The sequence below is a fragment of the Rhodopirellula sp. J20-39 genome (assembly GCF_057365095.1).
Genome location: NZ_CP195123.1, coordinates 3,324,231 through 3,348,820, shown reverse-complemented (window position 1 = coordinate 3,348,820; position 24,590 = coordinate 3,324,231). Strand labels below are relative to the sequence as shown.

Genomic DNA, 24,590 nt, shown 5'->3' with positions numbered 1-24,590 from the left:
CTTTAGTAACTCAGACGTCGCTCGCTTCGTTCAGGGCGGTGTCGTCAAAACCTTCCGTTGTCCGCTCCAGAACCATGGCCAAACCCGCTGGAGAATACCACCGAGACGCCAGTGATCGTCTGTGCTTCGAGATGTTCGGCGTTGACTCAACGGACTACCCCAAACTCGTAGCGGGAATCGTTGAGCACTTCGGCTTGGAACCAACGTCCGATCTCGTGATTGGCCCCGACCAACTGATCGGCGGGTACTCCGACGGTAATTGCTCGATCGGCCTGGACTGGGACAATTGGTCTGGCTTCTTCGTAACCGCGCACACACCTGAGGCCGAACCACTCGTTAAGTCTATCGGGGCGTTTCTCTCTGATGGCTGACCGCACTGGGCGGACAACATGGTTTTTACGCTAGGCCTTCGGCACACCTTCGTTGTTTGGCAACGCTCGCTGGCATTGGTACAATCTTTCGTAGTTCAGGCATCGCTCGCTTCGTTCAGGGCGGTGTCGTAAAAACCTTCCGTTGTACGGCCCTCGATTTCACTGATGTCTCGCCTCGATAAACAACGCCGCAAAGAGCTGCTTCGGGAGGTCAAACGCAACGAGCTGGCGGCGGCGTTCGCAGCACTGCCTGCAACCAACACGGAACTTCGATCGCTTTTCGACATGCTGGACGTCCGGTTGCCCGTCGATGGTTGCGACCACACTCGACGGCTGACCATTGCGCACATTCGCGAGCACTCACTGCCTGAGACTGCGGTACTCAAATGGCTCGATGATAACAGCGGATTTTGCGACTGTGAGGTCCTCGCCAACTCTGAGCAGGCTTGGCTCGCGTGCAAGGACTTTGAGCCGGATAACTGATGGTCCGGGCCGTACAACATGGTTTTTACGCTAGGCCTTCGGCACACCTTCCTTGTTTGGCAACGCTCGCTGGCATTGGTACAATCTTTCGTAGTTCAGGCATCGCTCGCTTCGTTCAGGGCGGTGTCGTAAAAACCTTCCGTTAGGCGACCTACCGAATTGATTGACGACGCGTTAAACAATATCCGTGACGTTTGGCACGACGAATCCAACGCATGGCTCGACCGCATCAACGATCTCGTTGCCTCCAAAGACCCTGACGTAATCCAGCCTTTGCTCTGCATTTGGCCGTTCGAGGAGAACGACGACTATCACCACTGGATGTTCGCGGTGGCTCACGCCGTTGAATCGTATCCGACTGGTGTCCTTGCACCCCAAATCGTGGCTGCCGTCCCACGGCTCAACGACACGTCTCCCTACTTCCTCGAATTCCTGCTTGGTCGCTGGCTCAATTCGCCCAACGATTTCGGAACGCTGCTGGAATCTCTCGCGAAAATGCCGCCCGATCAGCGCCAACTGGTTTCAACGATCCTTAAGGGCATCGCTAACGATCGCACCGGCAATGAGGTTGCCCAATCGAATTGGCAGGCCGCCAAGGCAAGGCTGACGGTCGCCTAACATGGTTTTTACGCTAGGCCTGCGGCACACCTTCGATCTTTGGCAACGCTCGCTGGCTTTGGTACAATTTCCCGTAGTTCAGGCATCGTTCGTTTCGTTCAGGGCGGTGTCGTAAAAACCTTCCGTTAGCGGCCACTACCTAAATGGCAGATTTGACCTTTGACGGTGCCATTCAGCACTCGAACTTGCCAACCGCTCGCGGACTCACGCTGGATGTCGCATTCTTTCGCGTCCCGGCTGCTGATACGCTACCGCCCTTTGACGGCGACCCACCCGGCGACGCAGTCACCGATTGCCACACCGTATACCAACACGTCGACCTAGATGCGGACTCTATCGACATTCCGGAGTTGCTCCCGTTTTCGATCCAACGTGAGCCCGGCATCTACTATCTCCAGCTTCGCGCTGTATTGTACCGTTTTCACAACGACAAACATTTCGCTCAGGCCGAACAGTTCTTCTTTACCCGGCGACCGATTGAAATTTCGCCTGAGTTGCCATCGGTAACATTGCCCATGGAATGGCCCGAAATTCCACTCGAAGACTTAGGCGTTTATGGCACGGTCAAACCAAAACGCAAGTTGCCGTGGCCGCTAACATGGTTTTTACGCTAGGCCTCCGGCACACCTTCTTTGGTTGGTCACGCGGGCTAGCATTGGTACAATCTCTCGTAGTTCAAGCATCGCTCGCTTCGTTCAGGGCGATGTCGTAAAAACCTTCCGTTACACGCACGAGACCAATGGATTGCGACTACGACGATCCCGAATCTGTGGTTCTCTGCTTCATCGCCGCGATGCACCAATGGGAGCTCAACTCTCATGCCTCACAGCGTGCCGTGCGCGACTCTGCTGCCCCTGCTTCATACCAACCCGGCGTGGCTGCCGCGATGGCGGACGTATTCTCGCAATTCTGCACACCAAAACCGCGCCCCTACGGCCGCAATTCATCGTTTCAGAGCCCGCCTGAATACAACCCTGACCACGAATCCATTCAATCATCCATAATTGACGGTTCATCAGTCTCCGTTTGCACAAACCGTGACTCTGTGTTCGGCGGAATGTTTCGCTATACCCTCCAACGGATTGACAATCGCTGGTTGATCGACACTCTAAGGCAACGCAACGACGACGGTTCCGAATCGCCAGCCGTACTCTAGCGCATCGGCGTGTAACATGGTTTTTACGCAGAGGCCCTTCGGGCACACCTTCCTTGTTTGGCGACGCGGGCTGGCATTGGTACAATCTCTCGTTGTTCAGGCATCGTTCGCTTCGTTTAGGGCGGTGTCGTAAAAACCTTCCGTTGTACGACCTAGATGTTCCGCATGTCGCGGCTTCCGTGAATCACTCGCGAGACTTCGATGCCGCCCTCGATCGCGCGAAAGAATATCACGTAGCTGCCGACGCTAAACGAACGGCATCCGTGCACGCCGAATCTCGGTCGCTCTTCGCCCACCTCTGTTTGCGTTGCGATTGTGTCGCATGTCTCACGAATTTTCAGCATCCAATTGCGAGCAGCCTCCGGCTTGTCCCGTGCGATGAAATCGACGATGCCAATGATATCGTCGTCTGCCTCCGGTGCGTAAATGACTTTCGCCATCAAACGTTGCCGTTCTCGATTTCACTGATTCGTGCTTCCGCCCGACGGTATACGTCTTCGGCTGGGATTCCCTGTCCCGCATCAAGCTGGTCAAATCCTTTCTTGACTTCGGCACGCAGTGACTCGCGTGCCTGCAACATACGCAGGCCTTCGGCCAAAACATCGGACTCATTTAGGAACCTCTTCTCTGAGACCATCCTCTGAACGAATGGCACCAGATCGCTTGGTATTTCGGTTGTCATGGCTATCTCAATTTCGACATGACTGGCGGGTTCGCCGGTCGTACAACATGGTTTTTACGCTGAGGCTCTCCGGGCACACCTTCGACGTAGTGCAGACCTCGCTGCTATTATACAATCAAATTCGATTCAGGACATCGTCCGCTTCGTTTAGGGCGGTGTCGTAAAAACATTCCGTTACACGACCTCAGAGAGTCGTGATGTTGCGGTCACCGGTGATCACTCGCAGGATTTCGACCGTGTCGTCGTGTTTGCGATGAAAAATGACATAACGCCCAACGAAGTTGCAACGCACCTCGCTTCCCAACTGTGGACGACGTTCTCCCATCTCTGGGTGCGACGCAATTACCAGGCACTTTTCTTCAATCTTTTCGACCCATGCCACGGCTGCTTCCGGTTTATCCTGCGAAATATACTGCAGGATGCCCACTAAATCATGTTGCGCCGCCGTGGTGTAGAGCGGCTTCTTCATTCGCCTGCCGCTTCTGCAGCCATCGCCTTCAGTTGTCCGAACACTGTGTCGTGATCGTGCAGTTCGCCTTTATCGGCTTGGTCAATTCCGATCTGAACTGCTTCGCGCAGCTTCTCGTTGGACACCAGCAAACGTACGCCCTCGGAAACGGCTTCTTGCACTGAACCGAACCTTCCGGTGCTGACCAATGCCTCAATAGCTGATCGTTGATCTTGCGGTAATTGGATGTCCATCTTGCTCACTCGATTGGATACTCGAAACGCCACGCCACGGTCGTCTAACATGGTTTTTACGCAGAGGCCCTGCGGGCACACCTTCGATGTGGTGTTGGCCTCGCTCCTATTATACAACCAAATCCAATTCAATCCACCTTCGCTTCGGCTGTGTCGGTGTCGTAAAAACCTTCCGTTGGGCGACGCAGATCAATTTGATGGATGCCGATACCAAACCCACTGCAAAACAGGGGTAATACCTCGCGTTCATTTACTACTACACTAAACTTAACGGTCAACCACCTGCTGAGTCAGACATGCAGCGGTATTTTGGGACGACGCCACCCACGGTTCACAACATGGTGGTAACGCTCTGTGATCGTGGGTTCATCTCACGCGAGCCGGGCCGCGGGCGGACGATCCAACTGCTGGTCGATCGTAATGCCTTCCCTGACCTATAGTAGTCCGTCGCACAACATGGTTTTTACGCTAGGCCTTCGGCACACCTTCCTTGGTTGGTCACGCGGGTTGGCGTTGGTACAATCTTTCGTAGTTCAGACATCTCCCGCTTCGTCTAGGACGGTGTCGTAAAAGCCTTCCGTTGGGTGGCACAGTCAAATGAGTAGTCACCAACTCATCACTGGAAGCGAAGCCGCAGCGGAACTGGTTCCCGCTTCGGTCGCATACGATAATCACATCGTTCCGCTACGCATTCTCGCAGACACCCTCATCGTAGCGGCGGCATCGCCGCTCTCCACCGAAACGCAACAACGCCTACACTTCATCCTCAACCGCAACGTTCGTGGCGTGATTCGGACAGCCGAATGGATCGCCGTTCGACTCCACGAACTATACGATGATCATCCTGAACTCGATGATGCCGACGTTGGCGTGACTTGGTACTGGCCCAACTGGCATTGGTACGATGGTGACCAGCTCAACGTCAAATGCTCCGGCTGGGAAGGCATGTCGCATTGGACTGGGTGCCAAGAATTCCCACTCGATCATGCAGACTACGATATGTGGCGTTGGATTGTCTCGGTTCCGCAATATCACCGCTTGGTTGACGAAAAAGAGGTTCCGGGAATTCGGCGAATCTGGCGTCGATACGTAGCGAAGTGCCGTCCAACATGGTTTTGTCGCTAGGCATTCGGCACACCTTCCTTGGTTGGTCACGCGGGCTGGCCTTGGTACAATCTCTCGTAGTTCATGCATCGCTCGCTTCGTTCAGGGCGGTGTCGCAAAAACCTTCCGTTGGGCGACCTACCGCTATGAGTGAAACCCTGCACCGCTGCATGACGAAAGCGACTACCGCTGAGGGCGATGACGTTCGCCGCGGCCTAAGCTGGGTTTTGTCGCGTCGCGGTACTCTGAAGATTACAGCTGATGCCTTGGTTTGTGGTGACTGGCACATCCCGTATTCAGACATTTCCGATGCTGTTTTGTTCTCTCTTCGCGGTGCGATTTTCCCCGGCTATGTACTGCGCGTTAGAACGGGCAATCAGATCTATCAGTTTGGTCTCAACCCCGGAAAATACTGGAAGGGCGACCTACCCTTTGATTGCGAGCGTGATTCGGCACGTATCGGGTACTCGTGGTTCAGCATCGCCGCGCGTGTTCTGCTGGTCGGTTACATCGCCTATCGCGTGTGGCAATGGCTAACATAGTTCACCGGTCGCACAACATGGTTTTTACGCTAGGCCTACGGCACACCTTCTTTGGTTGGTCACGCGGGCTGGCATTGGTACAATTTCCGTAGTTCATGCATCGCTCGCTTCGTTCAGGGCGGTGTCGTAAAAACCTTCCGTAAGGCGACCTAAGCTGGTATTATGGCCACATGAATACTGCAGACTTTCGCGACATGCCCGTCGCTGACAAACTTCGACTCGTAACTCAGCTTTGGGATGACATCGCTTCGTCATCTCAGCCGATTGTGGTACCGCCGGAAGTGATCCGCGAGGCTTCTCGCCGATCCGCAGAGCTAGCGGCTGATCCTTCGCTCGCAATTGATGATGACGAACTCTGGCATCGGGTTGATGGCTAAGAAACGTCGCTACCATCCTCTAGTCGCAAATGACCTTTCGTCTGCGACTGAGTAATATGACGGAATCTCTGGCGAGTTGGGAAACCGCTTTCGCGCGTCTGTTCGCAATCGACTACTTGCTGTCTCCCCGCGTCCTGAATCTTTTGCAATCATCCACGATCAAATGCGGGCTGCGTTGGTCGAGCAATTTCCATATGTTTTGATCTTTGAGGATCACGCCGACTCTGTCGCGATACTCGGCATTTTCCATGCTGCGTCCGACCAACAAGGTTGGTTCACACGGTCGTACTAACGCGGTCGGTCGCCCAACATGGTTTTTACGCTAGGCCTTCGGCATACCTTGGCTCTTTGGGAACGTTCGCTATCCTTGGTACAATTTTCGATAGCTCAAACATCGTTCGCTTCGTTTAGGGCGGTGTCGCAAAAAACTTCTGTTAGCCGCCCCCACGCAACAAAACCGAGAAACTGCTCAGCGACAGTGCCATCCGCAGTGACAGCACCTATTTGCTCCGGCCGTCTAGCTCGATTCTTCTATTTTCGTAATTTCAACTTTGAGGCTAATGGCAGTTCTGCTGGGGTGTTGCCTTGGAAGACGGCGATCACGTAGTCAAGATCTGCGAGGACTTTCGATTTTTGTTCCTTCTCAGAATCGCTGAGCTCTTTTCCCCCTTTTCGTCAATGATCGACTCTTTGAGTTTCTCAAGTTTTGTGAGAAGTCGCTGCTTGATCTTTAGGTCACTGGGACCACTTCCGATATCGTAAAAGCTCTGCAGCAGCTTTTCTGCGATTTCGGAAGTACTGAAGGGAACAATGTCGCGCGTATCATTTACATGAACCCAGACATCTGTAAACAACAGCCGCTGGTCTCCGACTGTTAGGCTTCCGTCAACAACTTTTGCCAACCAGTCGGCGGACGTCTGAAGCCTTTGTTGCCTTGTTGTTGAATTAACGTCCGGGGATTCGTAGTACCCCTTGTTCGCAAGATGGTTTCGCATGAAAAGAAACAACTCTGTTCTAACGTGGATCCAATTAGCGAAGACCCAATTTTGCGGACCTCCATTACTGAGATTGACGAGAACATCATTGAGCTTCGGATCCAGCAAGTCGTCCTGATAGGCCTGGAGCACTTGTCGGTCATCCGGGAAAATTGCAAACGCTAGTTGCAGAACCTCAATGCGTTTTCCTGGCGTCGCTGATTGAACAAACTCTTTGACTTTTATCCCCAGAGCTGATCCTTGAAGCCGTGTCAATCCGTCATTCTTGCGTGCTGCGCACCCGGGCATTACATACTCCGCCATGGCACGCACCAAGGGCTTTTCAAAATTCTCCGCGAATGTATTGATCAGTTCGGTGTAGCGATCGAAGACCACATGACGTGTCGAACGTCCAGTTTTAACAAACCTTAACCAGTTCCAAAGCACCTGTTGGCTCAAACGTGTTTCGCCCTCGATTTCAGCTTTGAAAAAATTGAAAACTAGTGACTCATCACAAGATTCCAACACTCGCAAAAGGAGCTCGTGGAAATGGACGATATCCGCCTGCTTTTCTTCGATCGACTTCGAATAATTCTTCTTCCTGGTGGACTGCTGTTGATAATGGAGTAAAGAAGTTTTGGAAAAAGCGGAGTATCCGAATTTGCGATCGAGCCTTTCCATGAACAAGCGCACTCCGTCAAGAATTTGCTTCTGTTCCTGTTCTGTCTCCATGATTGCCAAGCATGCTTCGAGCGCCTTGGATTGAGCCTTGTAATCCCGGTTTGATTGCAGAATGTTGATCCATTGATCGAACGTATTGCCTTCATAGACCGGCTTGTTCCTAGTGACCGGTTCGTTCTTGACGACCGATGCGACTTGTGGATCGGCACTTTCCTTTGGCTTCACCATGACTTTCACGATGGCGGTTTCCCCTCGCTTCATCGTCAGTTTTTCGGGCGTAATCGTGAATGAATTGCCTTTCCCTTCCGCCTTGGCTGAATCAGCCGCGACAGCGTTGAACGAGTACTGGCCGGACTTGAGCGAAAATGCCTGCTGCGTTTGGGTGTCGATGACGCGGACGATTTCTCCATCCTGCAAAACCTGAACTTCGACATTGTCATCGCTGGTTTCGATGACAATTTCTCCATGATCGGATGCGATGCGTATGATTTGAGGAGCGAACCACCAGCCTAAGCTGCCCAACATCAACAGTCCGATCATGGCCGGAATCCAATTCGACGACTTCCAACCAGAGCCGTTGATTGCAGGAGTCGCGATTGGAGGACGGCCATCGTCAGTGTGACGCGTCAAAGAATTCGAATACGTCGGAACCTTCAGCGACCATTGCTCACGCGGTGTCGTGAGAAGTTCAATCACTTGCGATGCCGACTGAGGGCGATCGTCGGGCTGCTTTTCTAACAGGCACATCGTAAGGTCGGAGAGGTCTCGGTCTACCTGGCCATTGATCTGCGTCGGGGCAGCGGGATCGTCCGATTGAATCGAACTTAGAGTGGCCAGAATGGTCGGCGTTTCAAAGGGGAGTTGGCCAGACAACAAGCGATACATCACACAGCCCAATGAGAACAGGTCGCTGCGTCCGTCCAATTCCCAGCCGCGCGTTTGTTCGGGCGACATGAAAGCCGGCGTGCCAGCCAGCATCCCCGTCGCGGTCAAGTCGTGGTTTTCGTCGTTGATGCGTGCGAGACCAAAATCAAGAATCTTCAGCCGTTGATCTTCATCACAGATCCAGAGATTGGCGGGTTTGATATCGCGGTGGACCAATTGCTTCTGATGTGCCGCGTTCAGTCCTGCTGCGACTTGTTGGATGATCTCAATGACCTGATCGTTGTCCAGTTGTTCTCCAGACGCGAGCAGCGATTCCAGAGTTTGGCCCGGCAACCATTGCATTGCCAAAAACGCTAGCCGATCGACCTGGCCAACCTGAAAGATCGTGACGATGTTGGCATGTTCGATCGAAGCGGCCAGCTTCGCTTCGGTCAGGAAACGGGTCCGGGCGATCTTGCCAAGCGAAGGACGCAGGATTTTCAAGGCAACGGTTCGTGCCAGTGTTTGATCCAACGCTTCAAAGACTACGCCTGCACTTCCGGCTCCGATCAACCGAATCAGTTTGTAATCGCCCAAAATTCCAAGGGAGTCATCATCCGGCGTAACGCAGCGAAGAACTTCAGCAGCCCGGTCAGCGACCACTTCCATTTCGGCGGCTTGAGCTCGATGTCCGCGCGCATACCCTGCTGCCATTGCCAATTGCTTGAAATCGTCCGAGGTCAATCGCTCCAACAGGTTTTGGATTTCGGCCGAATCTTCCAATGCCTCAATCTTTTCTGAGTCATCGTGTTGCAGGACCTCAATCAGTCGCTCGGTAAGCGTGTCGTCGCCGTTGAGCTCGGCAAGGGTTTCATGACAATGTGGGCAGTCCTTCAAATGCGACTCGCAGTGGTCGAGCTGTGGCGGCTGGAGTTTCCCCTGTAAAAATTGCTCCAGAACGCCGGGCTCAGGGCATTCGCTTGAAGTTTTTTCACTCATCGTCGCCACCTTGGTTTGCTTTGTGCACCATTTCGAATCGGGGCAATGCCCCGGCACAAAAGACTACGTGGCCTAAAGCCGTTGTTGTGTCGATGTTGGAATTTTTATTCCTATTCGAGCTACAGCAACCCTTCGAGTTGCTCCCGAAGCCGACTTACCAAGCGTGAGCGTGCTGAATAGATCGTCCAGGGGCTGACAGCGAATTTTTGAGCGGCCTGATTTATCGAAAGATCTTCTTTCATCACGGTCAGCAACGCCTGCCAAGTCAGGGGCTCGAAATCGCATTCCATTTGGTCCATCGCCTGTTTGAGCAACAATCGTCCGTAATCGAGGTCCCAAATCGACTCCGCTTGAGGAATTGAAACTGATTCTGCTAGCTGCGATTGGGAAGCGTCCGTAATCGGCAGCGTTTTCTTTCGTCTTCGATCACGGAATTGGTTCAGCGTAATTGTCCGCAGCCAGCCGCGGAAACTGCCTTGCCGATCGTACTTGAGATCCGGTAGCCGACGAAACACGATCGCAAATACGTCTTGTACCAGATCGGCAGCATCAGCTTGCCTCAACCCTGCTTTGCGTGCCCAATAGAACATCAGCGGCGTGTAGAGCCCAACGAACGTTTCCCACGCCAACTGATCAACAGCCAATCCATCCTCTTCAGCATGATGCTGGAGTCGAAGCAAGAGGCTTTCCGAGGTTGTATTCATGGTTGCTAGTCGGTGTCAGAAACGTGTAGCGGCTGCGTATTTTCACGATAGCTGACTACTTTATGCATTGCAAAGGCCGACCTGTTATCGAATTGAAGGCCCTTCTCGGCATTGATCGTTGATACCATCTTCATCGCTTCCAACGTCAAAAGCTCATTCCTTTGATGACTTGATCAAGTACCACCGCGATGCCGCGTGTCGTCGAAGCAAGCTTCGCAGATGTCTGGAACGGAATTCGGGATTCAAGCTTGAGCGCATCCTGTCGCTCCCCAAGTCTAACCCTCGTGAAACGCTTCCCAACCAAAACCTAAACCGCATGGCGTTTTGCGAACACGTCAGAGGCACGACGATAACTGTCAGTAGCTTGCCCCCGTAAACATCATCTTGAATGAGAACTACGGTGCGACGTCCCATTTGCGAACGACCATCTGCGCCAGGTTAGTCCCCTCAATGATTGCATCCAACATCCATCGTCCTTCACTCTCCCATTGGTCGAATATTGCACATGTTTGTAACCCTACATTCTGCCTCGCAGCGAGTTCTTCTGCTCGTTCTGGTGTCATCGCCTCCTCTGGAATAACAAAACTCACTTCGGTTTCGTCATCTGCCCGATTTAACTGCTCGTCGGCATTCTGCGATCCACTCTCTCGCCCACTCGACGATTCATGGTTCTCTGTGTCGGCGGCGGGATAGCGATTGCACACTTGCTTGCTCTCCTGCCCGGTGTCCAGTAGTTGCCGGCCGCACAACATGGATTTTACGCTGGGGCCCCTTGGGCACACCTTCGACGTGGCGTAGACCTCGAATCCATTCTATAATGCAATCTAGACCAAGCCACCTTCGCTTCGGTTGCGTTGGTGTCGTAGAAACCTTCGGTTGGGCGACGTGGCAGTGACAGGCGATTCAATTACTTACAAACAGCTAAAGGCCGCGTGGGACGCGCTCGATGTTGAGTTTGGTGGCAAAGCGCGCACGTGTCCCCACTGCGGCACGGCCTTTACGTCGCGTTTCAACCGTGGTCAATGCCCAGAATGCCGATTTGTTTTCTACGCAAGCAAACCGTCCGTCGGCGATGATGCACGTGCGGCCATTCCCGACCTGGATCTTCCGCATGCGTTGGAGAGACCGGATGTTGCGCCGCTCGACAACCTCGATTGGTCAGACTTCGAAAAGAAACTATACGATCTGACCATCCTTGATCTGCGTAGATTCGCGACCACACACATGGGTAAATTCTTCTACGGATTCGCCTTTGACTGCAATTCGGAATACGGAAATGTATTGCTCTGCCTCAATACAGAAACCGCTTTGCATTGCCAAGCCGAACACTACAAGGCGCACGTCGATGCGACTGCTGATCAGTCGATCGACGAGATCAAGGCAAAACTGCGCTGGAACATGGGCGATTGGCAATATCAGGGGTTTAATTCACCATCGTTTGATGCCGGATGGCGGGTCTTCGAAACTACTGTTCTGAACATGTGCATGGATGAAGACGAGAATGAAGATACGTTCATGACTCCTACTCAAGATCGCTTCATGGTGTCGGCGTGTCGCGTTCTAATACGACTTGCCATTTCCGGTGCGTTTGATTGCGTGCCACGAACGCCCGGCTTCACGGTGTTTGCCGCAGACCACGAAGAACCGGAATCCGAGTCCTGGGATCGGCTGTCACGAATTCGGGCCGAACTTGAGACGTAGCCTTGACACGCAGCAACGAGCGAAGAATAAGTGTCGGTCAGAAAGTGTGGCATAGGCTTCCAGCCTGTGTTCCGAGCAATCACAGGCTGGAAGCCTATGCCACTTATTTTCCGCTCGGTCCGAAGTCGTCCAACAATGAATGCCCGCTAAGGCCTTTGCTCTCGCTTCAACGGTCGTCCCGTTGGAGATTTAGCTACTGCTCGACGTTGATTGCCTTCGATGAGGGCGTTGTCGTAAAAACCTTCCGTTAGCCCACCAATAAGTACGAGATGATGCTCATCGCCGCGATTCGCAGAGGGTTGCAATGCGTTTGAAGAGAATCTGCCTTGCTGTCGTGATCGTCGTCGTTCCATCTACCGCTGGATTCGGCTATCGATGTGTTACTGCGGGAATGAACCAAGCTCACATGGTTGATACCGTTCAGCATCTAAAGGACATCGCGTTAGCGACGGCTGAGTTCCGAGGACGCACCGGCAATTATCCAACGACCGTTGCCGATCTCGACCTCGAAGAGCACTCCCTGTATGACCCTGCGACGAAAGGCCCATTCGTGTATCACTTTCCGCCAATCGCGCAGCCTGGGATTGACTATCTCATGGTTGCGCAACAGGCCCGCGCGGTACGAGTGTCGTGGCTTGTCGAGCGGCGACTTAACGCAGCGTTTGTCGAGGGATCAGTGATCGACATATTCCCCAAGTAGACGTCTGCGAAAGATGCATTCCACGCTGGGACCTTCGGCACACCTTCTCTGTTAGGCAGCGTGGGCTCGCATTGGTACAATTACTCGTAGCTCAGACAACGCTCGCTTCATTCAGGGTGATGCCGTAGAGACCTTCCGTACTCATCTCAGAAGCCATGCCTGAATGAAATTCCTTCGAGCCTTCTTGCTGCTCTCGACCTTGCTGATCTACGTCATGACGGTGCTCGCTTCGCTGTCTCAGGGAATCAATTGGCCGAAAGTCGCGATGACGGACTTGATGGCGTTGAACTGGAGATCGCAGTTTGACACAGACTTTTTGATCTACCTGTTGCTTGGCGCAACTTGGATCGCTTGGCGCGAGGGATTCACTCGCAAAGGCTACGTCTTCGCGTTCTTGAGCGTATTCCTCGGCGGCATGTTCAGCTTTCCCTATTTGCTGCTTGCCACCTACTCGGCCAACGGCGATGCAAAGAAGGTGTTGCTGGGGATTCACGCCACGCAGTGACGCTACAAGGTTGAGAACAGTGGAAAGATTTGTTGGGCGAGGAACACTGATCCTGTCGAACCGACAACCAATTTCTTTTTGAGCCGGTTCGCTGAAATAGCGTTTGCTGCAGTTACCAGAATCGCTCGTGGGAGCCTATCGGTTAGCCAAACGCCGATTGCTTCGGTTGCATGCATATCACGTGTGCAACCACTCCCCATTTTTGGCCCGTGTCGTGTGTATAGCGGCGAATGCCAAATGCAAAGCGGAGACTCTCTATCGCGAATCCAGCACGCCATCGTGCCCGTAAAGATGGCCTTGACGGCGAACGATCAAATTCCGCGATGGCTCAAGGCTTCCACCAACATGCTTTTTACGCTCACACATTTTGACTTTGGTACCAGTGGTGATTCTCGCTATTGAGAATCGACCTGCTGCTTCCGTTGAGCCGTTACTCAACTTGACACTTGACCGGAAGAACCTTCCGCTTGAGATTGGAGGGATCGCCATTTCACGATCCACTCAATCGAGAAGTATCCATGACCAAGCCGCCCAAATTGTCCGAGTTGCCCACCGATAGCATCCAGTTTGAAACGCACCGACGGATGACGCGTATTGACGAGGCATCCGAACAGACAGAGCACTGCTACTTGACCGTTCAAGGCTCGCCCATGGGATTTCGCTGGCTTGCGAGATACCTGAATTCACTCGCCAACACCGCAGAACAACACGGCTTGTCTGGCCACATTGTCGCTCCATGGGATTTCGCCAACGCCCCAATCAGACTCGAAGAGTGGGACTCATTGGATTTCCAATGCAATAGTTAACGCTATTCCTGCGTACGCCGCTGAGATGATCCGCCGGATCAAGCCACTTGGACTTCCGGCGAAGCGAACGAACTTCGGAAGCGCTCTTTCATCCGCACGATACTAAGCTCGACGATGGTGCCGCATGCCGTGCGGATACTCTTCGCGAGTGGGGGCAGAACGCGAGCTTATTATGAGGACGCTGGCACTTTTGACTTTCGGAACGCAACGGCTTCCCGTTTGGTCTTGAAGGTTTTGAAGCGTTGGACACGGTCTTCTTGCCACGTCGCAACCCAGCGACCGTAAACGTTTCGACTTACGCCAACAGTGCCGGACGTGTTGTTGATCGCTTTCTTTCGCGGTCCTTCATGCCACTTGCGTTCGCCCAGCTCGCGGTACTTTTCATCCCGCCACTGCTTCGCCTTCGCCAAGGACTTTCGTATGCCGCCGTCGGAAAAACGAAAGTATTTCGAATGCTGTATCGATTGCCGGACGATTCGCACGGTCCAGCCGTCGACTCCGCGAGTGATATTAGTCATGTTGCTCATGGTCGCATTATAACAAGGTAAAAACGCACCATCAACATAGTATTACCGCATAGTGTCGGCGTTTGCCGTGAAGCCCCAAGTTTTGCGTGAAGCCCCAGGGATTGGTTGTTCGTGCGTTCGGGAAGCTGTCCGGCGTGGGGGTGACCGGTCGAAGTACGCCGTACCGCTGAGGTGTTTTGATTTTTGCAGTCGCGATGGTTTTGCGTTGCGTCGCTTCGCGTTAAGTTGCGACCTTTTCCGCTTGGGATCACGCCGGCAAATCTCGACGATGCGTCCAGGCACACACCCGAAAGTTTGAAATGTCGCAGCGTTCAGAGCTTTGTGAGATTCCCATCGAATTCAGTGGCCGTTGGGCGGTTGTCTCATCGCAAGGCCCGAACGGCGAGAAATTCGGTGGCGAGGTCCTCGATCATTGGGACTGGACCCAAACCACCATCGAAAGCTCGCACTGGCATCTGACGGTGAAAAACATCGTCGCTGAGGTTGAAGACCACCAAGACATGCATCTGATCAACTTCACAAACAACATGCAGTTCGCTGTGATGCGATCCAAGAATGAACCTGGATTCTTGCTGGTCGTCGAATATGCGAACGGCATTGAACGAATGCGGAGCGTGCTGACGCAGCAAGCCTAGTTCAGAGCAAGCCTAGTTCAGAGCAAGTTTAGTTCACAGCATGCCTAGTTCAGAGCATGCCTGTTCTGGGCGGAAGGAATGGGCACACGAAAACGTGGTTGCAAGCTGGAGCCGCGATCGTCGACGGTCCGATTGAGAACCATTTCCCGTTAACAATTCCACTTGTTAGGCGAAATAGGAAGCGGCTGATTATTCTGGTCAGGCAACTTCAGGCACCGCTACGGCATCTTCGGGCGTGCACCCGGTATCAATCGGCGTTTGCGGCGTGATTTGGGGCCCTGGCACCCCACAGCGTCGGCGGAATTGGTATCATTTCGCCCTCCCCACATTGGTTTTCCATCCTACCCGCGTCGAACAAGTTCATGGCCCCCACCTCCAACAGCAATCCAACGGATAATCACTCACCCGGAACCGCATCGACGGAAGGCGGAGATTCAGCCAACCGCCCAGTGATTAGCGACAAGGTGGCCAGCGACCGAGAACTCCTTCGTAAGGCCCAGGCCGAAGGAAAAACGCTGGGTGCGTACGTCAAACTATCCGGCCCCGGTTGGCTGCAAAGTGCCATCACACTGGGCGGTGGTTCTCTGGCGGGTTCATTGTTCCTTGGCGTGCTAGGTGGAACGTCGATGTTGTGGCTGCAATTGGTCGCAATCATCTTGGGCGTCGTGATGTTGTCGGCGATCAGCTACGTGACGCTTTCGACAGGGCGGCGTCCGTTCGAAGCGATCAACACGGAAATCAATCCGGCACTGGGCTGGGGTTGGCTCATCGCGACCGTCGTGGCCAACATGATTTTCTGCATGCCTCAGTTCAGCCTTTGCTATGACGCACTGGACAAGAACCTCACCACGATCGGCGGCGGAACCGGCCTGGGCGGTTCGCCTGGCGTGAAGTGGGGAATCACGTTCGCGTTGTTCGTCGCAGCGGGCTTCATCGTGCTACTGAATACCAAACAAGGAAAGGCGGCCAAGTATTTCGATGCCTTCTTGAAGATGCTGATCGGGATGGTCGTGATCTGTTTCTTCGGCGTTGCGATTTTGCTGTTCGCCAAGGGTGAGGTGAGCTTGGGTGCGGTCTTGACTGGAATGATCCCAGACTTCAGCCAGTTCGTGGCACCGGCTGGCGATCTACGAGCCTTGGTTGATGGGCTGCCCGAAGAAAGCCAATCTTACTGGACCAGCCGACTGATGGGGACTCAGCGAAATGTGATGATCGCGGCGATTGCGACTGCGGTGGGAATCAACATGACGTTCCTGTTGCCCTACTCGATGCTCGCTCGCGGTTGGGACAAACCGTTTCGTGGCTTGGCTCGGTTTGACTTGTCGACCGGCATGGCGATCCCGTTTGTGCTGGTAACGACTTGCGTTGTAGTGGCGGCGTCATCGTCGTTCCACAATCGTATCGACGAACAACTCGCGTCCACCAATGTGACCGAGATGATGGAATCGCCGACCTTTGCCGACGTGAAAAAGGGGCTAATGGCCCGCGTCGATGCTCAATTGGGTGACCAGGCGGAAAGCACCAGCGAAGAAACCAAACTTGAAATGATCGCCGCGTTGCCTGAAGAGGAAAAACGCTTGGCGTCGGCCTTGGTCAAACGTAACGCGTTTCAATTGTCACAAACGCTTGCACCGTTATTGGGTGGCGATTTGGCGAAAACCGTGTTTGGGCTGGGCGTCTTTGGAATGGGTTTTTCGACGATCATCATCTTGATGTTGATCAACGGGTATGCGTTCCGCGAAATGTTTGGCAAACCGGACAGCGACATGTTGTTCCGAGCCGGCGTGTTGGTTGCCGGGCTATCAGGAGCAAGCTGGGTTTGGTTGTGGACGGACGACGCGACCCGATTCTGGCTAGCTATCTTTGCTAGCACGTTTGCAGCAATGTTGTTGCCGATTGCCTACATCACGTTCTTCTTGATGATGAACAGCAAACGAATCTTGGGTGCGGATCGCCCGACCGGTTTCAGCCGAATCGCGTGGAATGTGCTGATGGGCTTGGCCGTGTTGGGAGCCACTGCGGCGGCGGCGACAGCGATGTACGACAAGGCAATCGACCCCGTGAACACGGCCGCCTTCCCGACTGTCGTCACGATTTTCGTGATTTACTCGATCGCCGTGATCGCTGGATTCATCTTCCACAATAAGAAGACTGCCGCGAAATCGGCCTAGCGTTTCGGCTACATTTCATCTTGGGGTTGATCGTAGTGGATGAGGCGACGAATCCCATCCACTCACCAACCAGATGGGCTCGTCGCCTCGCCCACTACACCCCAAAGTTGAATATGGATGAAGCACTAGTGCCGGACGCGGGCGAAGGGCAGCTTCGATTCACAGCGGTTGGTTTCTCCCAAGAAATTGGGGTGAGACCGGACCGCTTGCGTCGTTTCGCGACGCCGATAATTCGGCTTGCTGGATCTCCGTTGCGGAAGCCTGAAACTAGATAAAGACTGCAGGCTGGGCTTGCAAAAGCCCGCAATCGGGGGGCCCTGATCGAGTGAACGTGGAATTTCAGCGTTGCAGTGGAACGCTGTGAAACAGTACAAGCGAATCTGTAAGAAGCACGGATTGGCTTGAGGGATTCACGGCATGACAACTGTACACGAGACGTCCACATACGATTGCGACACCACTCGGCTGACGCTTGCCGAACTGGTCGAACGCACCGGTGGCCAATTAATGCCGTTGGTCGGCAACCCATCGCCCCAATCGATGCCGATGTCAGAAACGTTCTGTCGTGGGGCGGCTCCTCCGATGGAAGCCATCGCGGGCGAAATCACGATGGTGGATCAGGCCAAAAATGTCTCGGTTGTGCGTGACTGCAAAGCCTTGGTCGTGATCACGCCAGTCGAAATCACGCCTGCACAAATCGATCACGCGGGTCCGGCCTGGCAATTAGTCGCCGCCGATCCGCATGAAGCTTTCACGAAGGTGATCCTGCACTTCCGGCCGCCAATGGAACAAAGTGTCCCCGGGACCGGCGTTCATTCCTCCGCAGAGATCCACCCGTCCGTACAAATCAGCTCTTCCGCTTCGATCGGTGCTGGCGTGACGATTGGACCGGGATGCCAGATTCATGCTGGCGTGTCCATCGCCGCCGGCTGCAAGATTGGCGCGAACTGCGTATTGCACCCTAACGTTACCCTGTACTCGTTCACTCGATTGGGTGACCGGGTCACGCTGCACGCCGGAACGGTCATCGGTGCCCACGGATTTGGATACCGCAACATCGACGGCAAGCACATCCCCACGGCTCAGTTGGGATACGTCAAAATCGAAAACGATGTTGAAGTGGGTGCAGCGGTGACGATCGACCGTGGCACTTACGGAGCGACGTTGATCGGCGAAGGCACGAAGATCGACAACCAAGTCATGATCGCACACAACTGCCGAATCGGAAAACACAATTTGATCTGCAGCCAAGTGGGCATAGCAGGCAGTTGCTCGACTGGCGATTACGTTGTGCTGGCCGGACAAGTTGGCCTGAAGGATCACATCGACCTAGGCGACAAGGTGGTGGTGTGTGCTCAATCGGGCGTGATGGACAACCTATCGGCCGGGGTTTACATGGGCTCGCCTGCAACGGTCCTGCGTGAAGAAATGCAGGCTGTGGCGGGCAAGCGACGATTGCCCGAAATGCGACGTGAACTGAAAAAGCTCAAACAACAAGTCGAAGCTCTAACACAACAGGCCGAACAGGCCGCCGCTGCACTGGAAATCACACCGGCGGCGATCGAAACTCCCACGGTCGCCAAACATACCAAAGCGGCATGACCCACGGCAGCATGACAGACACGATTCGTCACGACGCACCGGTTCAACTTACACCAGGCTCACCGGTCGGCCTTGTCGCCGGTTGGGGAAGATTTCCAATCACGGTTGCTGAACGCTTACAAGCCAGCGGCCACCAGGTCATTTGTGTTGCAATCACCGGTCATGCTGGCAAGGAAATTGAATCGGTATGCGATCGCGTGCTGTGGTCAGGAGTGGGCCGATTCGGAAAGCACCTGCGGTTCTTCAAACGCGAACAAGTGCGGCACGTCACTATGGCGGGCAAGCTATTTAAATCCGACCTACTATACGGCGGGTCGTTATGGCTGAGGCATCTTCCGGACCTAACATGCGTGCGGACTTTTGGGCCGTTGTTGATCGGACGCAACAAAGACGCTCGCGATGACCGACTATTGACCGCAGTCATCGACACCTACCAATCCAACCGAATCGAAATCTGCTCGGCCACCTCCCTTGCACCGGAGCTACTTGTGAAGTCAGGTCAATTGACAAGGCGAACGTTGTCGCCGGGAACGACTCGCGACGCTCACTTCGGTTGGCAAATTGCCAAGACGATGGGCGGCTTGGATATCGGCCAGGCGGTGGCGATCAAGGACGGCACCGTGATCGCTGTGGAAGCGATCGAAGGAACCGACGCTTGTATCGCCCGCGCCGGTCAGCTTTGCAAACGTGGTGGTTGGACGCTGGTGAAGGTCAGTAAACCCAACCAGGACATGCGATTCGACGTGCCCACGATTGGCACTCAAACCGTCCAAAACGTGGCCGACGCCGGTGGGGTCGCGATCGCCGTGGAAGCGGACCGGACGATCTTGCTAGACCACGACGAAACGATCCAGCTCGCCGATCGCTTAGGCGTTGCGATCGTATCGATCTCCGCCGATCAGGTTGAGGCGGCGAATGATACGTCGCGACTTGCCAACGCTTCGTAGCGTTGGTTGGGGGTGAGGATGCGGCTTAGGCGTCCTTGGCTTTTGGGATAGCTGGTGTTCAGGCTTTAGCCTGTTTTCGGTTGCGCGTGGACAGGCTGAAGCCTAGACTCCAACGGGTATGGTTGCGTGTGGGCAGGCTGAAGGCTGGACTCCGACGGGGGTTAGGTTCCGCTTGGGTGTGGGGGCATTTCGACGACTAGGCGTGTACGGTGATTTGGTTCCGTTTCTTTGGCGGGGCGATAGCCGCCGTGGTCGAGGATTCTTCCGCTGGGTGATTCTTGCCTTGCCGCAGCGTTCTCGCTGGGCAGTTCAACAACACAATAATCATCGCTCCATGCAGCCCCCAGTTCGGCGGGCTCGTCGACGGTTCCATTTTGGTTGTCATCCCAAGTCGCCCAGCCGGGCATGCCATCGTCACCGGGTGTGATCCATACCGAAAGCGAGGCGTCCCAGACATCGACGCCAGCATTGTTCACAACCACATCGCTTGGCAATCGTTGCGGATCGCCTGGTGCGTCAGCAAACGAAAGTCGGTAAGCGCCAACGGGATATTCGATGCTTGCTCGAACAATGTCGGCATCCGCAGTCACGTTGGGGACTCCGGCCGTTAACCAGGCGATACGCCATGCAACGAGAGCGACGATGCACACCGCGGTCGGAAAGACACGCAGCCTCGCCGATCGATCACCATTAAGAACCGAACTACTGACCCCACCGTCTGGTGCACTGCCCAACTCAACGCCTTCGCGATTGCTCTTTTCAACTCGGTCGCTGTTTAGCGGATCGTTTCTTAGCGGATCGTTTCCAGTCGACACGCTACCGTCCTGCGATCGCATACGCTAAAGCCCTTCACGCAGGTTGTCGAAATACTGCCGGGTTTGGTCGCGTTCTTCCCGCGGCAAAACCTGGTCTTCCAGCGGGTCACCTTCCTCGCTGATCGCTGACTCGATCACGCTCTTGATCTGTTCGCGAGTGACACCTTTGCGGTTGGGGCCGTCTGCAAAACCAGCGATGATCGCCTTGCCGCGTTTGACGTCACCACGGACCTGGGTGTCGTAGCTGTTCGTATCGGTTTCCTCTTCCGGACGATCACCTTCGCCGGATCCGCGTCCGAGGCCATTGCCGGGCTTGCCACCTTCACCCATACCGGAACCACCCTGGCATGCCTGACACCCTTCCCCACCACAACTCTGGCAACCCATCTGGCTTTTGGATTGCGATAGCTCATCCATTGCCGATTGCAGATCTTCTAGTTCGCTCATCGCCGATTGCATGTCACCGAGCTGGTCCGACATTTCCGACATCGCATCAGCGGCAGCCTGGGCGTCACCATTCTTCATTGCTTCAGCGGCCGATTCCATTGCGTTGGACATCTGCTCCATTTGTTTCATCTGAGCGTCCGCTGCCTCAGCCTCGTTCAGCTTTTGCTGCATCTTCGCAGCGTCTTCGTTGCGACCTTCCCGTTTGGCCTGCTCAATCTTTTCACGAAGCTGCTCCTTCTTTTGCTCGTGTTGCTGGACAGCCTTCTTAAGCTCGTCACTTAGCTTCTTGGCCTGCTCGGCGAGCTTTTGTTTTTGCTTCTCGCTTAGCTTGCCCTCTTTAAGTTGCTTCGCGAGTTCTTTGACCGCTTCGGCTGCTTTGCCAAAGTCGCCTTTTTGAATTTGCTCGGCAACCTTGGCCGCTGGCCCGCCCTCCATTCCTTTCATCTGCGACAACGTCTTTCGCAATTGCTCAGGCGACCCGATGCGATCCTTCCGCTGTTGGATCTGGTCCTTTAACTCATTGAGCTGAATCAGTGCATCCTTGCGATTAAGCGTTTCGCTCTTCGTGATCTGATCGAGTTGCTTTTCCATTTTCAAGAACAACTCTTGAGACTCTTTCAGCCCTTTTTCCTCAGCCGACTTACGTTGTTGCTCAAGCCGTTTCTTCAAATCCGCCGCGGCAGCCTTCACCTGACGCACTTCGGACGAATCGACGACAACGGAGTCGGGCGAGTCCGTCAGCGTCGCGGGTTGAACGACCAGAATCATCGCGGCCAAGATCGGCACGATCGACAACGGCAACCACGCTTGACGGGTTGAGCGAAGCGGGAACTGCTCAGGGATGTGAATCGACTTCGCTTTGCTAGACGCGTCGTTCATCAACGCATCGGCCAAGGTCGATTGAGTCGCGTGCCGTGTGTCCGCCTGGACTGCCAGCGTGCTACTCAGCCGCTCGCGTAACCCGAACCGGCGGTCGACTTCGGCGGCAACGTCCATACGCGAGGGCGATCGTAACCAAGTGAACACAGCGGCTGAAATCACCGCCAGGATGCCAGTCACCACCAACCAAAACGCAATCCAGTCACGCGGCGCGGTCTCGGCCAATCCAGCATCGGGCGACTGCATCCCAACCCAGCTCAGCATTTGAGATAGCGGGATCACCGCCATCGCGGAGACGGCGATCGTGCTAACCAACAATGCAACGAACGCGGTCACAGCGAAACCGCGGCCAAACAGCCCCAAAATCATGCGACGCCGTGCGGAGTCAACCTTACGTAGAATGTCGCTATCAGCGTGAGCCATGCTTCTTTTTCCCGTGTTTTGGGCGTTTCGACCGTCGGGGGATTGGCACTTCAAGAAAATGCCCGGTTAGGCGAACGTGAGATCGACGGTACAATAAGTGTATCAAATCTTGCGAATTGCGGGCATGTTTCCTTTTCTATCTACCTTGACGCTTGAATCCTGTGTTACCCGATCCAGACACTTTTCCCGACCGCGACGTCGTCATTTACGACGGGCAGTGCAGCTTTTGCACCAGCGGCGTGAAGCGTTTGCATCAATTGGATCGCGGCGACAAGAAACTGGCATTCTTATCGCTACATGACGAGCGAACCGGAGAACGATACCCGCACCTAACCCACGAGATGCTGATGCAGGAAATGGTGGTCGTCGACGGCGATGGCAACCACCACGGGGGAGCCGACGCGGTTCGCTACCTCAGTCGCCGGCTGCCGATGTTATGGGTCGCAGCCCCGATACTGCACGTGCCGGGAACGGCCAGCTTGTGGCGTTCCCTGTATCGCTTCGTCGGCCGTAATCGCTACTGGATTTCCCAGAAGTTCTTTGGCGGCAAACCGGACTGCGACGGCGATACGTGCTCGATCCATTTGCGGCGTTGAGGTTCGCCGTTAATTGCTCGGGCCAAGGCCTCGCGGGAAGCCTCGGTGATCCCATTCCGAAATGCCTTGCCTGCTGACATTCCAGCCCGTTTAGCACTCCGTCTGGGCATTCCTAGCGTCGTCCATTAAAACCTGGACATGAACGACACTTCCGCCGGCGACACGCCCAGCCCCCATCTTCCGACCAGCGACGAAGCAGCGATCATGCTGAAGTCGGCGATCGGACAAATTGAATTCGCGCGAGCCTACACGCTCGAGCTACTTAGCGCCACGCCGCGTGAACTTTGGTACGAACGCCCGTCCGGCTCGACATCGCACATCGCTTGGCAGGTCGGGCACTTGGCGGTCAGTCAATACGGTTTGTTGATGTTTCGCATGCGAGGCCGCCACCCCGACGATCTGGAATTAATCCCCGGTCGCTTTCGGAAGGCATACGCACGCGGCAGCAAACCGTCGGACACGGCGGAAGGCCAGATGTCACCGGACGAGCTTTTCGACAAGCTGGCCTGCGTTCATGAACTGGCAATGCAGGAAGTTTCCCAAGTCGACGCGGCGTCTTTGCTAGACCCACTGGACATGCCGTATGCGGCGTACCCATGCAAGCTGGGTGCAGTGCTGTTTTGCCCCATGCACGAAACCTTACACGCCGGTCAGATTGGATTAATTCGTCGCGGCCTTGGCCTGGAATCTGTTCGATGAACGCATCCTCGAAAACGACCGCGTCTGAACCAGTTGAAGGGCAACCGCGGACGGTTGAAGAATCGATTTACGACCATCCGAAGTACTACGATTTGGTCTTCGGCGCCGATGTCGCCGCAGAAACCCGGTTCATACTGCAGTGCACCGAAGAATACGCGAGTCCATCGCGGAAGGGTGCCAACGAATGGTTCTTTGAACCAGCTTGTGGGACCGGACGGCTAATCTACGCGTTGCTGCGAAAAGGATATCCGACTTTCGGCTTGGACCTGAACCCGAAAGCCGTCGACTTTTGCAACAAGCGATTGCAACGACATGGCTTCGACGAAGCAGCAATCGTTGCCGACATGTGCGATTTTCAACGTAGCGACTTCAAGGGAATCCTGCCCGCGTCGCGCCGTAAGGACGGACCGGCGAAGGTGGCTTTCAACACGATCAACAGCTTTCGGCATGTTGGTTCGGAAAAGGAATCACGTGCTCACCTGGAATGCATGGCGGACATCGTTCGGCCTGGCGGAATCTATTTGCTGGGCGTGCACCTGACCCCCACCGAAGCGATCCCCAGCGATGGTGAAGCCTGGGCGGCCCGACGTGGCCACCTCGCCATCAACACGCAAATGTGGGAAATCTCACGCGACAAAAAGAAGCGACTGGAATGCTTCGGCATCTGCTTCGACATCCACACGCCCCGAGACAGTTTCCGCATCAGCGACGTGTTGCGATTACGCAGCTACACGCCAGCCCAGATGAACTCGTTGATTGCACACAGCGGCAAATGGGAAACCGTCGCAACGTACGACTTCGCTTACGACTTCAACGAACCCATCGAAGTCGACGCAACCACCGAAGATGTGGTTTATGTGTTGAGGAGGAGGGGTTAGAG

Annotated in this window: 31 protein-coding genes; 20 read left to right on the top strand and 11 right to left on the bottom strand. The window is 54.6% G+C overall.

Annotation, left to right across the window (positions count from 1 at the left end; translation table 11 throughout):
- The first annotated feature begins 74 nt into the window (after window positions 1-74).
- From ACR3ZL_RS12235 to ACR3ZL_RS12215, 5 genes are all read left to right on the top strand, one after another.
- Complete coding sequence (locus tag ACR3ZL_RS12235; protein WP_473652867.1) at window positions 75-371, top strand: hypothetical protein; 297 nt, start codon at window positions 75-77, stop codon at window positions 369-371.
- Window positions 372-536: 165 nt separating this feature from the next.
- Complete coding sequence (locus tag ACR3ZL_RS12230) at window positions 537-854, top strand: DUF2695 domain-containing protein (RefSeq protein WP_473652857.1); 318 nt, start codon at window positions 537-539, stop codon at window positions 852-854.
- Window positions 855-1,013: 159 nt separating this feature from the next.
- Window positions 1,014-1,472, top strand: coding sequence for a hypothetical protein (locus ACR3ZL_RS12225; RefSeq protein WP_473652868.1), 459 nt, complete (start codon window positions 1,014-1,016; stop codon window positions 1,470-1,472).
- Between the two features lie 143 nt (window positions 1,473-1,615).
- Window positions 1,616-2,086: a hypothetical protein gene (locus ACR3ZL_RS12220; protein ID WP_473652869.1), complete on the top strand. Its 471-nt coding sequence runs from the start codon at window positions 1,616-1,618 to the stop codon at window positions 2,084-2,086.
- A gap of 125 nt (window positions 2,087-2,211) precedes the next feature.
- Entirely contained in the window at window positions 2,212-2,628 is a 417-nt protein-coding gene (locus ACR3ZL_RS12215) for an NTF2 fold immunity protein (RefSeq protein WP_473652870.1), read from the top strand.
- A 152-nt stretch (window positions 2,629-2,780) separates the two neighbouring features.
- Here the strand turns inward: ACR3ZL_RS12215 and ACR3ZL_RS12210 are convergent, their stop codons facing one another.
- The 4 genes from ACR3ZL_RS12210 to ACR3ZL_RS12195 form a co-directional block, all read right to left on the bottom strand.
- Window positions 2,781-3,068, bottom strand: a complete 288-nt coding sequence (locus tag ACR3ZL_RS12210; RefSeq protein WP_473652871.1) for a type II toxin-antitoxin system RelE/ParE family toxin — start codon at window positions 3,066-3,068, stop codon at window positions 2,781-2,783.
- The gene (locus tag ACR3ZL_RS12205) at window positions 3,068-3,310 is read right to left on the bottom strand and encodes a ribbon-helix-helix domain-containing protein (RefSeq protein WP_473652860.1); all 243 of its coding nucleotides are present in this window, start codon (window positions 3,308-3,310) and stop codon (window positions 3,068-3,070) included. The genes ACR3ZL_RS12210 and ACR3ZL_RS12205 overlap by 1 nt, the downstream gene beginning before the upstream one ends.
- A 184-nt stretch (window positions 3,311-3,494) precedes the next feature.
- Window positions 3,495-3,779, bottom strand: coding sequence for a type II toxin-antitoxin system RelE/ParE family toxin (locus ACR3ZL_RS12200; RefSeq protein ID WP_473652872.1), 285 nt, complete (start codon window positions 3,777-3,779; stop codon window positions 3,495-3,497).
- Window positions 3,776-4,063 carry a ribbon-helix-helix domain-containing protein gene (locus tag ACR3ZL_RS12195; RefSeq protein ID WP_473652873.1) on the bottom strand — a complete coding sequence of 96 codons (288 nt, stop codon included), beginning with the start codon at window positions 4,061-4,063 and terminating at the stop codon, window positions 3,776-3,778. Before ACR3ZL_RS12195 ends, ACR3ZL_RS12200 begins: the two co-directional genes overlap by 4 nt.
- Before the next feature lie 245 nt (window positions 4,064-4,308).
- Between ACR3ZL_RS12195 and ACR3ZL_RS12190 the strand changes: the two genes are divergently transcribed.
- From ACR3ZL_RS12190 to ACR3ZL_RS12175, 4 genes are all read left to right on the top strand, one after another.
- Window positions 4,309-4,452, top strand: coding sequence for a hypothetical protein (locus ACR3ZL_RS12190; protein WP_473652874.1), 144 nt, complete (start codon window positions 4,309-4,311; stop codon window positions 4,450-4,452).
- Between the two features lie 157 nt (window positions 4,453-4,609).
- The gene (locus ACR3ZL_RS12185) at window positions 4,610-5,137 is read left to right on the top strand and encodes a GspE/PulE/PilB domain-containing protein (RefSeq protein WP_473652875.1); all 528 of its coding nucleotides are present in this window, start codon (window positions 4,610-4,612) and stop codon (window positions 5,135-5,137) included.
- Window positions 5,138-5,262: 125 nt separating this feature from the next.
- On the top strand, window positions 5,263-5,658 hold the full coding sequence (locus ACR3ZL_RS12180; RefSeq protein ID WP_473652876.1) for a hypothetical protein: 396 nt from the start codon (window positions 5,263-5,265) through the stop codon (window positions 5,656-5,658).
- A gap of 170 nt (window positions 5,659-5,828) precedes the next feature.
- A complete protein-coding gene (locus ACR3ZL_RS12175) occupies window positions 5,829-6,035 on the top strand; it encodes an addiction module protein (protein ID WP_473652877.1) in 207 nt (68 codons plus the stop codon).
- A 599-nt stretch (window positions 6,036-6,634) separates the two neighbouring features.
- Here the strand turns inward: ACR3ZL_RS12175 and ACR3ZL_RS12170 are convergent.
- The 4 genes from ACR3ZL_RS12170 to ACR3ZL_RS12155 form a co-directional block, all read right to left on the bottom strand.
- Window positions 6,635-9,553, bottom strand: a complete 2,919-nt coding sequence (locus ACR3ZL_RS12170) for a protein kinase domain-containing protein (RefSeq protein WP_486173491.1) — start codon at window positions 9,551-9,553, stop codon at window positions 6,635-6,637.
- 119 nt (window positions 9,554-9,672) lie between these two features.
- Complete coding sequence (locus tag ACR3ZL_RS12165; protein WP_473652879.1) at window positions 9,673-10,257, bottom strand: RNA polymerase sigma factor; 585 nt, start codon at window positions 10,255-10,257, stop codon at window positions 9,673-9,675.
- Window positions 10,258-10,410: 153 nt separating this feature from the next.
- Window positions 10,411-10,671, bottom strand: coding sequence for a hypothetical protein (locus tag ACR3ZL_RS12160; protein WP_473652880.1), 261 nt, complete (start codon window positions 10,669-10,671; stop codon window positions 10,411-10,413).
- A complete protein-coding gene (locus tag ACR3ZL_RS12155) occupies window positions 10,653-11,009 on the bottom strand; it encodes a hypothetical protein (protein WP_473652881.1) in 357 nt (118 codons plus the stop codon). The genes ACR3ZL_RS12160 and ACR3ZL_RS12155 overlap by 19 nt, the downstream gene beginning before the upstream one ends.
- A gap of 133 nt (window positions 11,010-11,142) precedes the next feature.
- Between ACR3ZL_RS12155 and ACR3ZL_RS12150 the strand changes: the two genes are divergently transcribed.
- The 4 genes from ACR3ZL_RS12150 to ACR3ZL_RS12135 all read left to right on the top strand — a co-directional run bounded on the left by ACR3ZL_RS12150 (window position 11,143) and on the right by ACR3ZL_RS12135 (window position 13,969).
- A complete protein-coding gene (locus ACR3ZL_RS12150; protein WP_486173579.1) occupies window positions 11,143-11,958 on the top strand; it encodes a DUF4303 domain-containing protein in 816 nt (271 codons plus the stop codon).
- Between the two features lie 304 nt (window positions 11,959-12,262).
- Window positions 12,263-12,658 (top strand): hypothetical protein, encoded by a 396-nt coding sequence (locus ACR3ZL_RS12145; RefSeq protein ID WP_473652882.1) that lies wholly within the window; start codon window positions 12,263-12,265, stop codon window positions 12,656-12,658.
- A gap of 163 nt (window positions 12,659-12,821) precedes the next feature.
- On the top strand, window positions 12,822-13,163 hold the full coding sequence (locus ACR3ZL_RS12140) for a hypothetical protein (RefSeq protein ID WP_473652883.1): 342 nt from the start codon (window positions 12,822-12,824) through the stop codon (window positions 13,161-13,163).
- A gap of 518 nt (window positions 13,164-13,681) precedes the next feature.
- Complete coding sequence (locus tag ACR3ZL_RS12135) at window positions 13,682-13,969, top strand: hypothetical protein (RefSeq protein ID WP_473652884.1); 288 nt, start codon at window positions 13,682-13,684, stop codon at window positions 13,967-13,969.
- A 170-nt stretch (window positions 13,970-14,139) separates the two neighbouring features.
- On the opposite strand, the gene ACR3ZL_RS12130 is transcribed toward ACR3ZL_RS12135, so the two are convergent.
- Window positions 14,140-14,496, bottom strand: a complete 357-nt coding sequence (locus ACR3ZL_RS12130) for a hypothetical protein (RefSeq protein ID WP_473652885.1) — start codon at window positions 14,494-14,496, stop codon at window positions 14,140-14,142.
- Window positions 14,497-14,795: 299 nt separating this feature from the next.
- On the opposite strand from ACR3ZL_RS12130, the gene ACR3ZL_RS12125 reads away from it, so the two are divergent.
- From ACR3ZL_RS12125 to ACR3ZL_RS12110, 4 genes are all read left to right on the top strand, one after another.
- Window positions 14,796-15,131 (top strand): hypothetical protein, encoded by a 336-nt coding sequence (locus ACR3ZL_RS12125; RefSeq protein WP_473652886.1) that lies wholly within the window; start codon window positions 14,796-14,798, stop codon window positions 15,129-15,131.
- A gap of 362 nt (window positions 15,132-15,493) precedes the next feature.
- A complete protein-coding gene (locus ACR3ZL_RS12120; RefSeq protein WP_473652887.1) occupies window positions 15,494-17,302 on the top strand; it encodes a divalent metal cation transporter in 1,809 nt (602 codons plus the stop codon).
- Window positions 17,303-17,719: 417 nt separating this feature from the next.
- Entirely contained in the window at window positions 17,720-18,904 is a 1,185-nt protein-coding gene (lpxD, locus tag ACR3ZL_RS12115; protein WP_473652888.1) for a UDP-3-O-(3-hydroxymyristoyl)glucosamine N-acyltransferase, read from the top strand.
- Window positions 18,901-19,851 (top strand): LpxI family protein, encoded by a 951-nt coding sequence (locus tag ACR3ZL_RS12110; protein WP_473652889.1) that lies wholly within the window; start codon window positions 18,901-18,903, stop codon window positions 19,849-19,851. The genes lpxD and ACR3ZL_RS12110 overlap by 4 nt, the downstream gene beginning before the upstream one ends.
- Window positions 19,852-20,012: 161 nt before the next feature.
- Here ACR3ZL_RS12110 and ACR3ZL_RS12105 read toward each other — a convergent pair whose 3' ends face one another.
- On the bottom strand, window positions 20,013-20,687 hold the full coding sequence (locus tag ACR3ZL_RS12105; protein ID WP_486173490.1) for a hypothetical protein: 675 nt from the start codon (window positions 20,685-20,687) through the stop codon (window positions 20,013-20,015).
- 3 nt (window positions 20,688-20,690) lie between these two features.
- Window positions 20,691-22,415 carry a hypothetical protein gene (locus ACR3ZL_RS12100; protein WP_473652891.1) on the bottom strand — a complete coding sequence of 575 codons (1,725 nt, stop codon included), beginning with the start codon at window positions 22,413-22,415 and terminating at the stop codon, window positions 20,691-20,693.
- Between the two features lie 161 nt (window positions 22,416-22,576).
- On the opposite strand from ACR3ZL_RS12100, the gene ACR3ZL_RS12095 reads away from it, so the two are divergent.
- The 3 genes from ACR3ZL_RS12095 (at window position 22,577) to ACR3ZL_RS12085 (ending at window position 24,588) form a co-directional block, all read left to right on the top strand.
- Complete coding sequence (locus tag ACR3ZL_RS12095; protein ID WP_486173489.1) at window positions 22,577-23,011, top strand: thiol-disulfide oxidoreductase DCC family protein; 435 nt, start codon at window positions 22,577-22,579, stop codon at window positions 23,009-23,011.
- Window positions 23,012-23,149: 138 nt separating this feature from the next.
- Window positions 23,150-23,710 (top strand): DinB family protein, encoded by a 561-nt coding sequence (locus ACR3ZL_RS12090; RefSeq protein ID WP_473652893.1) that lies wholly within the window; start codon window positions 23,150-23,152, stop codon window positions 23,708-23,710.
- Window positions 23,707-24,588 (top strand): class I SAM-dependent methyltransferase, encoded by an 882-nt coding sequence (locus tag ACR3ZL_RS12085; RefSeq protein WP_473652894.1) that lies wholly within the window; start codon window positions 23,707-23,709, stop codon window positions 24,586-24,588. Before ACR3ZL_RS12090 ends, ACR3ZL_RS12085 begins: the two co-directional genes overlap by 4 nt.
- Window positions 24,589-24,590 lie beyond the last annotated feature (2 nt).

Bases quoted from the DNA above. Each gene is read 5' to 3' on its own strand.
- ACR3ZL_RS12235 (WP_473652867.1), top strand. From the start codon at position 75: ATGGCCAAACCCGCTGGAGAATACCACCGAGACGCCAGTGATCGTCTG.
- ACR3ZL_RS12230 (WP_473652857.1), top strand. From the start codon at position 537: ATGTCTCGCCTCGATAAACAACGCCGCAAAGAGCTGCTTCGGGAGGTC.
- ACR3ZL_RS12220 (WP_473652869.1), top strand. From the start codon at position 1,616: ATGGCAGATTTGACCTTTGACGGTGCCATTCAGCACTCGAACTTGCCA.
- ACR3ZL_RS12215 (WP_473652870.1), top strand. From the start codon at position 2,212: ATGGATTGCGACTACGACGATCCCGAATCTGTGGTTCTCTGCTTCATC.
- ACR3ZL_RS12210 (WP_473652871.1), bottom strand. From the start codon at position 3,068: ATGGCGAAAGTCATTTACGCACCGGAGGCAGACGACGATATCATTGGC.
- ACR3ZL_RS12205 (WP_473652860.1), bottom strand. From the start codon at position 3,310: ATGACAACCGAAATACCAAGCGATCTGGTGCCATTCGTTCAGAGGATG.
- ACR3ZL_RS12200 (WP_473652872.1), bottom strand. From the start codon at position 3,779: ATGAAGAAGCCGCTCTACACCACGGCGGCGCAACATGATTTAGTGGGC.
- ACR3ZL_RS12195 (WP_473652873.1), bottom strand. From the start codon at position 4,063: ATGTTAGACGACCGTGGCGTGGCGTTTCGAGTATCCAATCGAGTGAGC.
- ACR3ZL_RS12190 (WP_473652874.1), top strand. From the start codon at position 4,309: ATGCAGCGGTATTTTGGGACGACGCCACCCACGGTTCACAACATGGTG.
- ACR3ZL_RS12185 (WP_473652875.1), top strand. From the start codon at position 4,610: ATGAGTAGTCACCAACTCATCACTGGAAGCGAAGCCGCAGCGGAACTG.
- ACR3ZL_RS12180 (WP_473652876.1), top strand. From the start codon at position 5,263: ATGAGTGAAACCCTGCACCGCTGCATGACGAAAGCGACTACCGCTGAG.
- ACR3ZL_RS12175 (WP_473652877.1), top strand. From the start codon at position 5,829: ATGAATACTGCAGACTTTCGCGACATGCCCGTCGCTGACAAACTTCGA.
- ACR3ZL_RS12170 (WP_486173491.1), bottom strand. From the start codon at position 9,553: ATGAGTGAAAAAACTTCAAGCGAATGCCCTGAGCCCGGCGTTCTGGAG.
- ACR3ZL_RS12165 (WP_473652879.1), bottom strand. From the start codon at position 10,257: ATGAATACAACCTCGGAAAGCCTCTTGCTTCGACTCCAGCATCATGCT.
- ACR3ZL_RS12160 (WP_473652880.1), bottom strand. From the start codon at position 10,671: ATGGGACGTCGCACCGTAGTTCTCATTCAAGATGATGTTTACGGGGGC.
- ACR3ZL_RS12155 (WP_473652881.1), bottom strand. From the start codon at position 11,009: ATGTTGTGCGGCCGGCAACTACTGGACACCGGGCAGGAGAGCAAGCAA.
- ACR3ZL_RS12145 (WP_473652882.1), top strand. From the start codon at position 12,263: ATGCGTTTGAAGAGAATCTGCCTTGCTGTCGTGATCGTCGTCGTTCCA.
- ACR3ZL_RS12140 (WP_473652883.1), top strand. From the start codon at position 12,822: ATGAAATTCCTTCGAGCCTTCTTGCTGCTCTCGACCTTGCTGATCTAC.
- ACR3ZL_RS12135 (WP_473652884.1), top strand. From the start codon at position 13,682: ATGACCAAGCCGCCCAAATTGTCCGAGTTGCCCACCGATAGCATCCAG.
- ACR3ZL_RS12130 (WP_473652885.1), bottom strand. From the start codon at position 14,496: ATGAGCAACATGACTAATATCACTCGCGGAGTCGACGGCTGGACCGTG.
- ACR3ZL_RS12125 (WP_473652886.1), top strand. From the start codon at position 14,796: ATGTCGCAGCGTTCAGAGCTTTGTGAGATTCCCATCGAATTCAGTGGC.
- ACR3ZL_RS12120 (WP_473652887.1), top strand. From the start codon at position 15,494: ATGGCCCCCACCTCCAACAGCAATCCAACGGATAATCACTCACCCGGA.
- lpxD (WP_473652888.1), top strand. From the start codon at position 17,720: ATGACAACTGTACACGAGACGTCCACATACGATTGCGACACCACTCGG.
- ACR3ZL_RS12110 (WP_473652889.1), top strand. From the start codon at position 18,901: ATGACCCACGGCAGCATGACAGACACGATTCGTCACGACGCACCGGTT.
- ACR3ZL_RS12105 (WP_486173490.1), bottom strand. From the start codon at position 20,687: ATGCGATCGCAGGACGGTAGCGTGTCGACTGGAAACGATCCGCTAAGA.
- ACR3ZL_RS12100 (WP_473652891.1), bottom strand. From the start codon at position 22,415: ATGGCTCACGCTGATAGCGACATTCTACGTAAGGTTGACTCCGCACGG.
- ACR3ZL_RS12090 (WP_473652893.1), top strand. From the start codon at position 23,150: ATGAACGACACTTCCGCCGGCGACACGCCCAGCCCCCATCTTCCGACC.
- ACR3ZL_RS12085 (WP_473652894.1), top strand. From the start codon at position 23,707: ATGAACGCATCCTCGAAAACGACCGCGTCTGAACCAGTTGAAGGGCAA.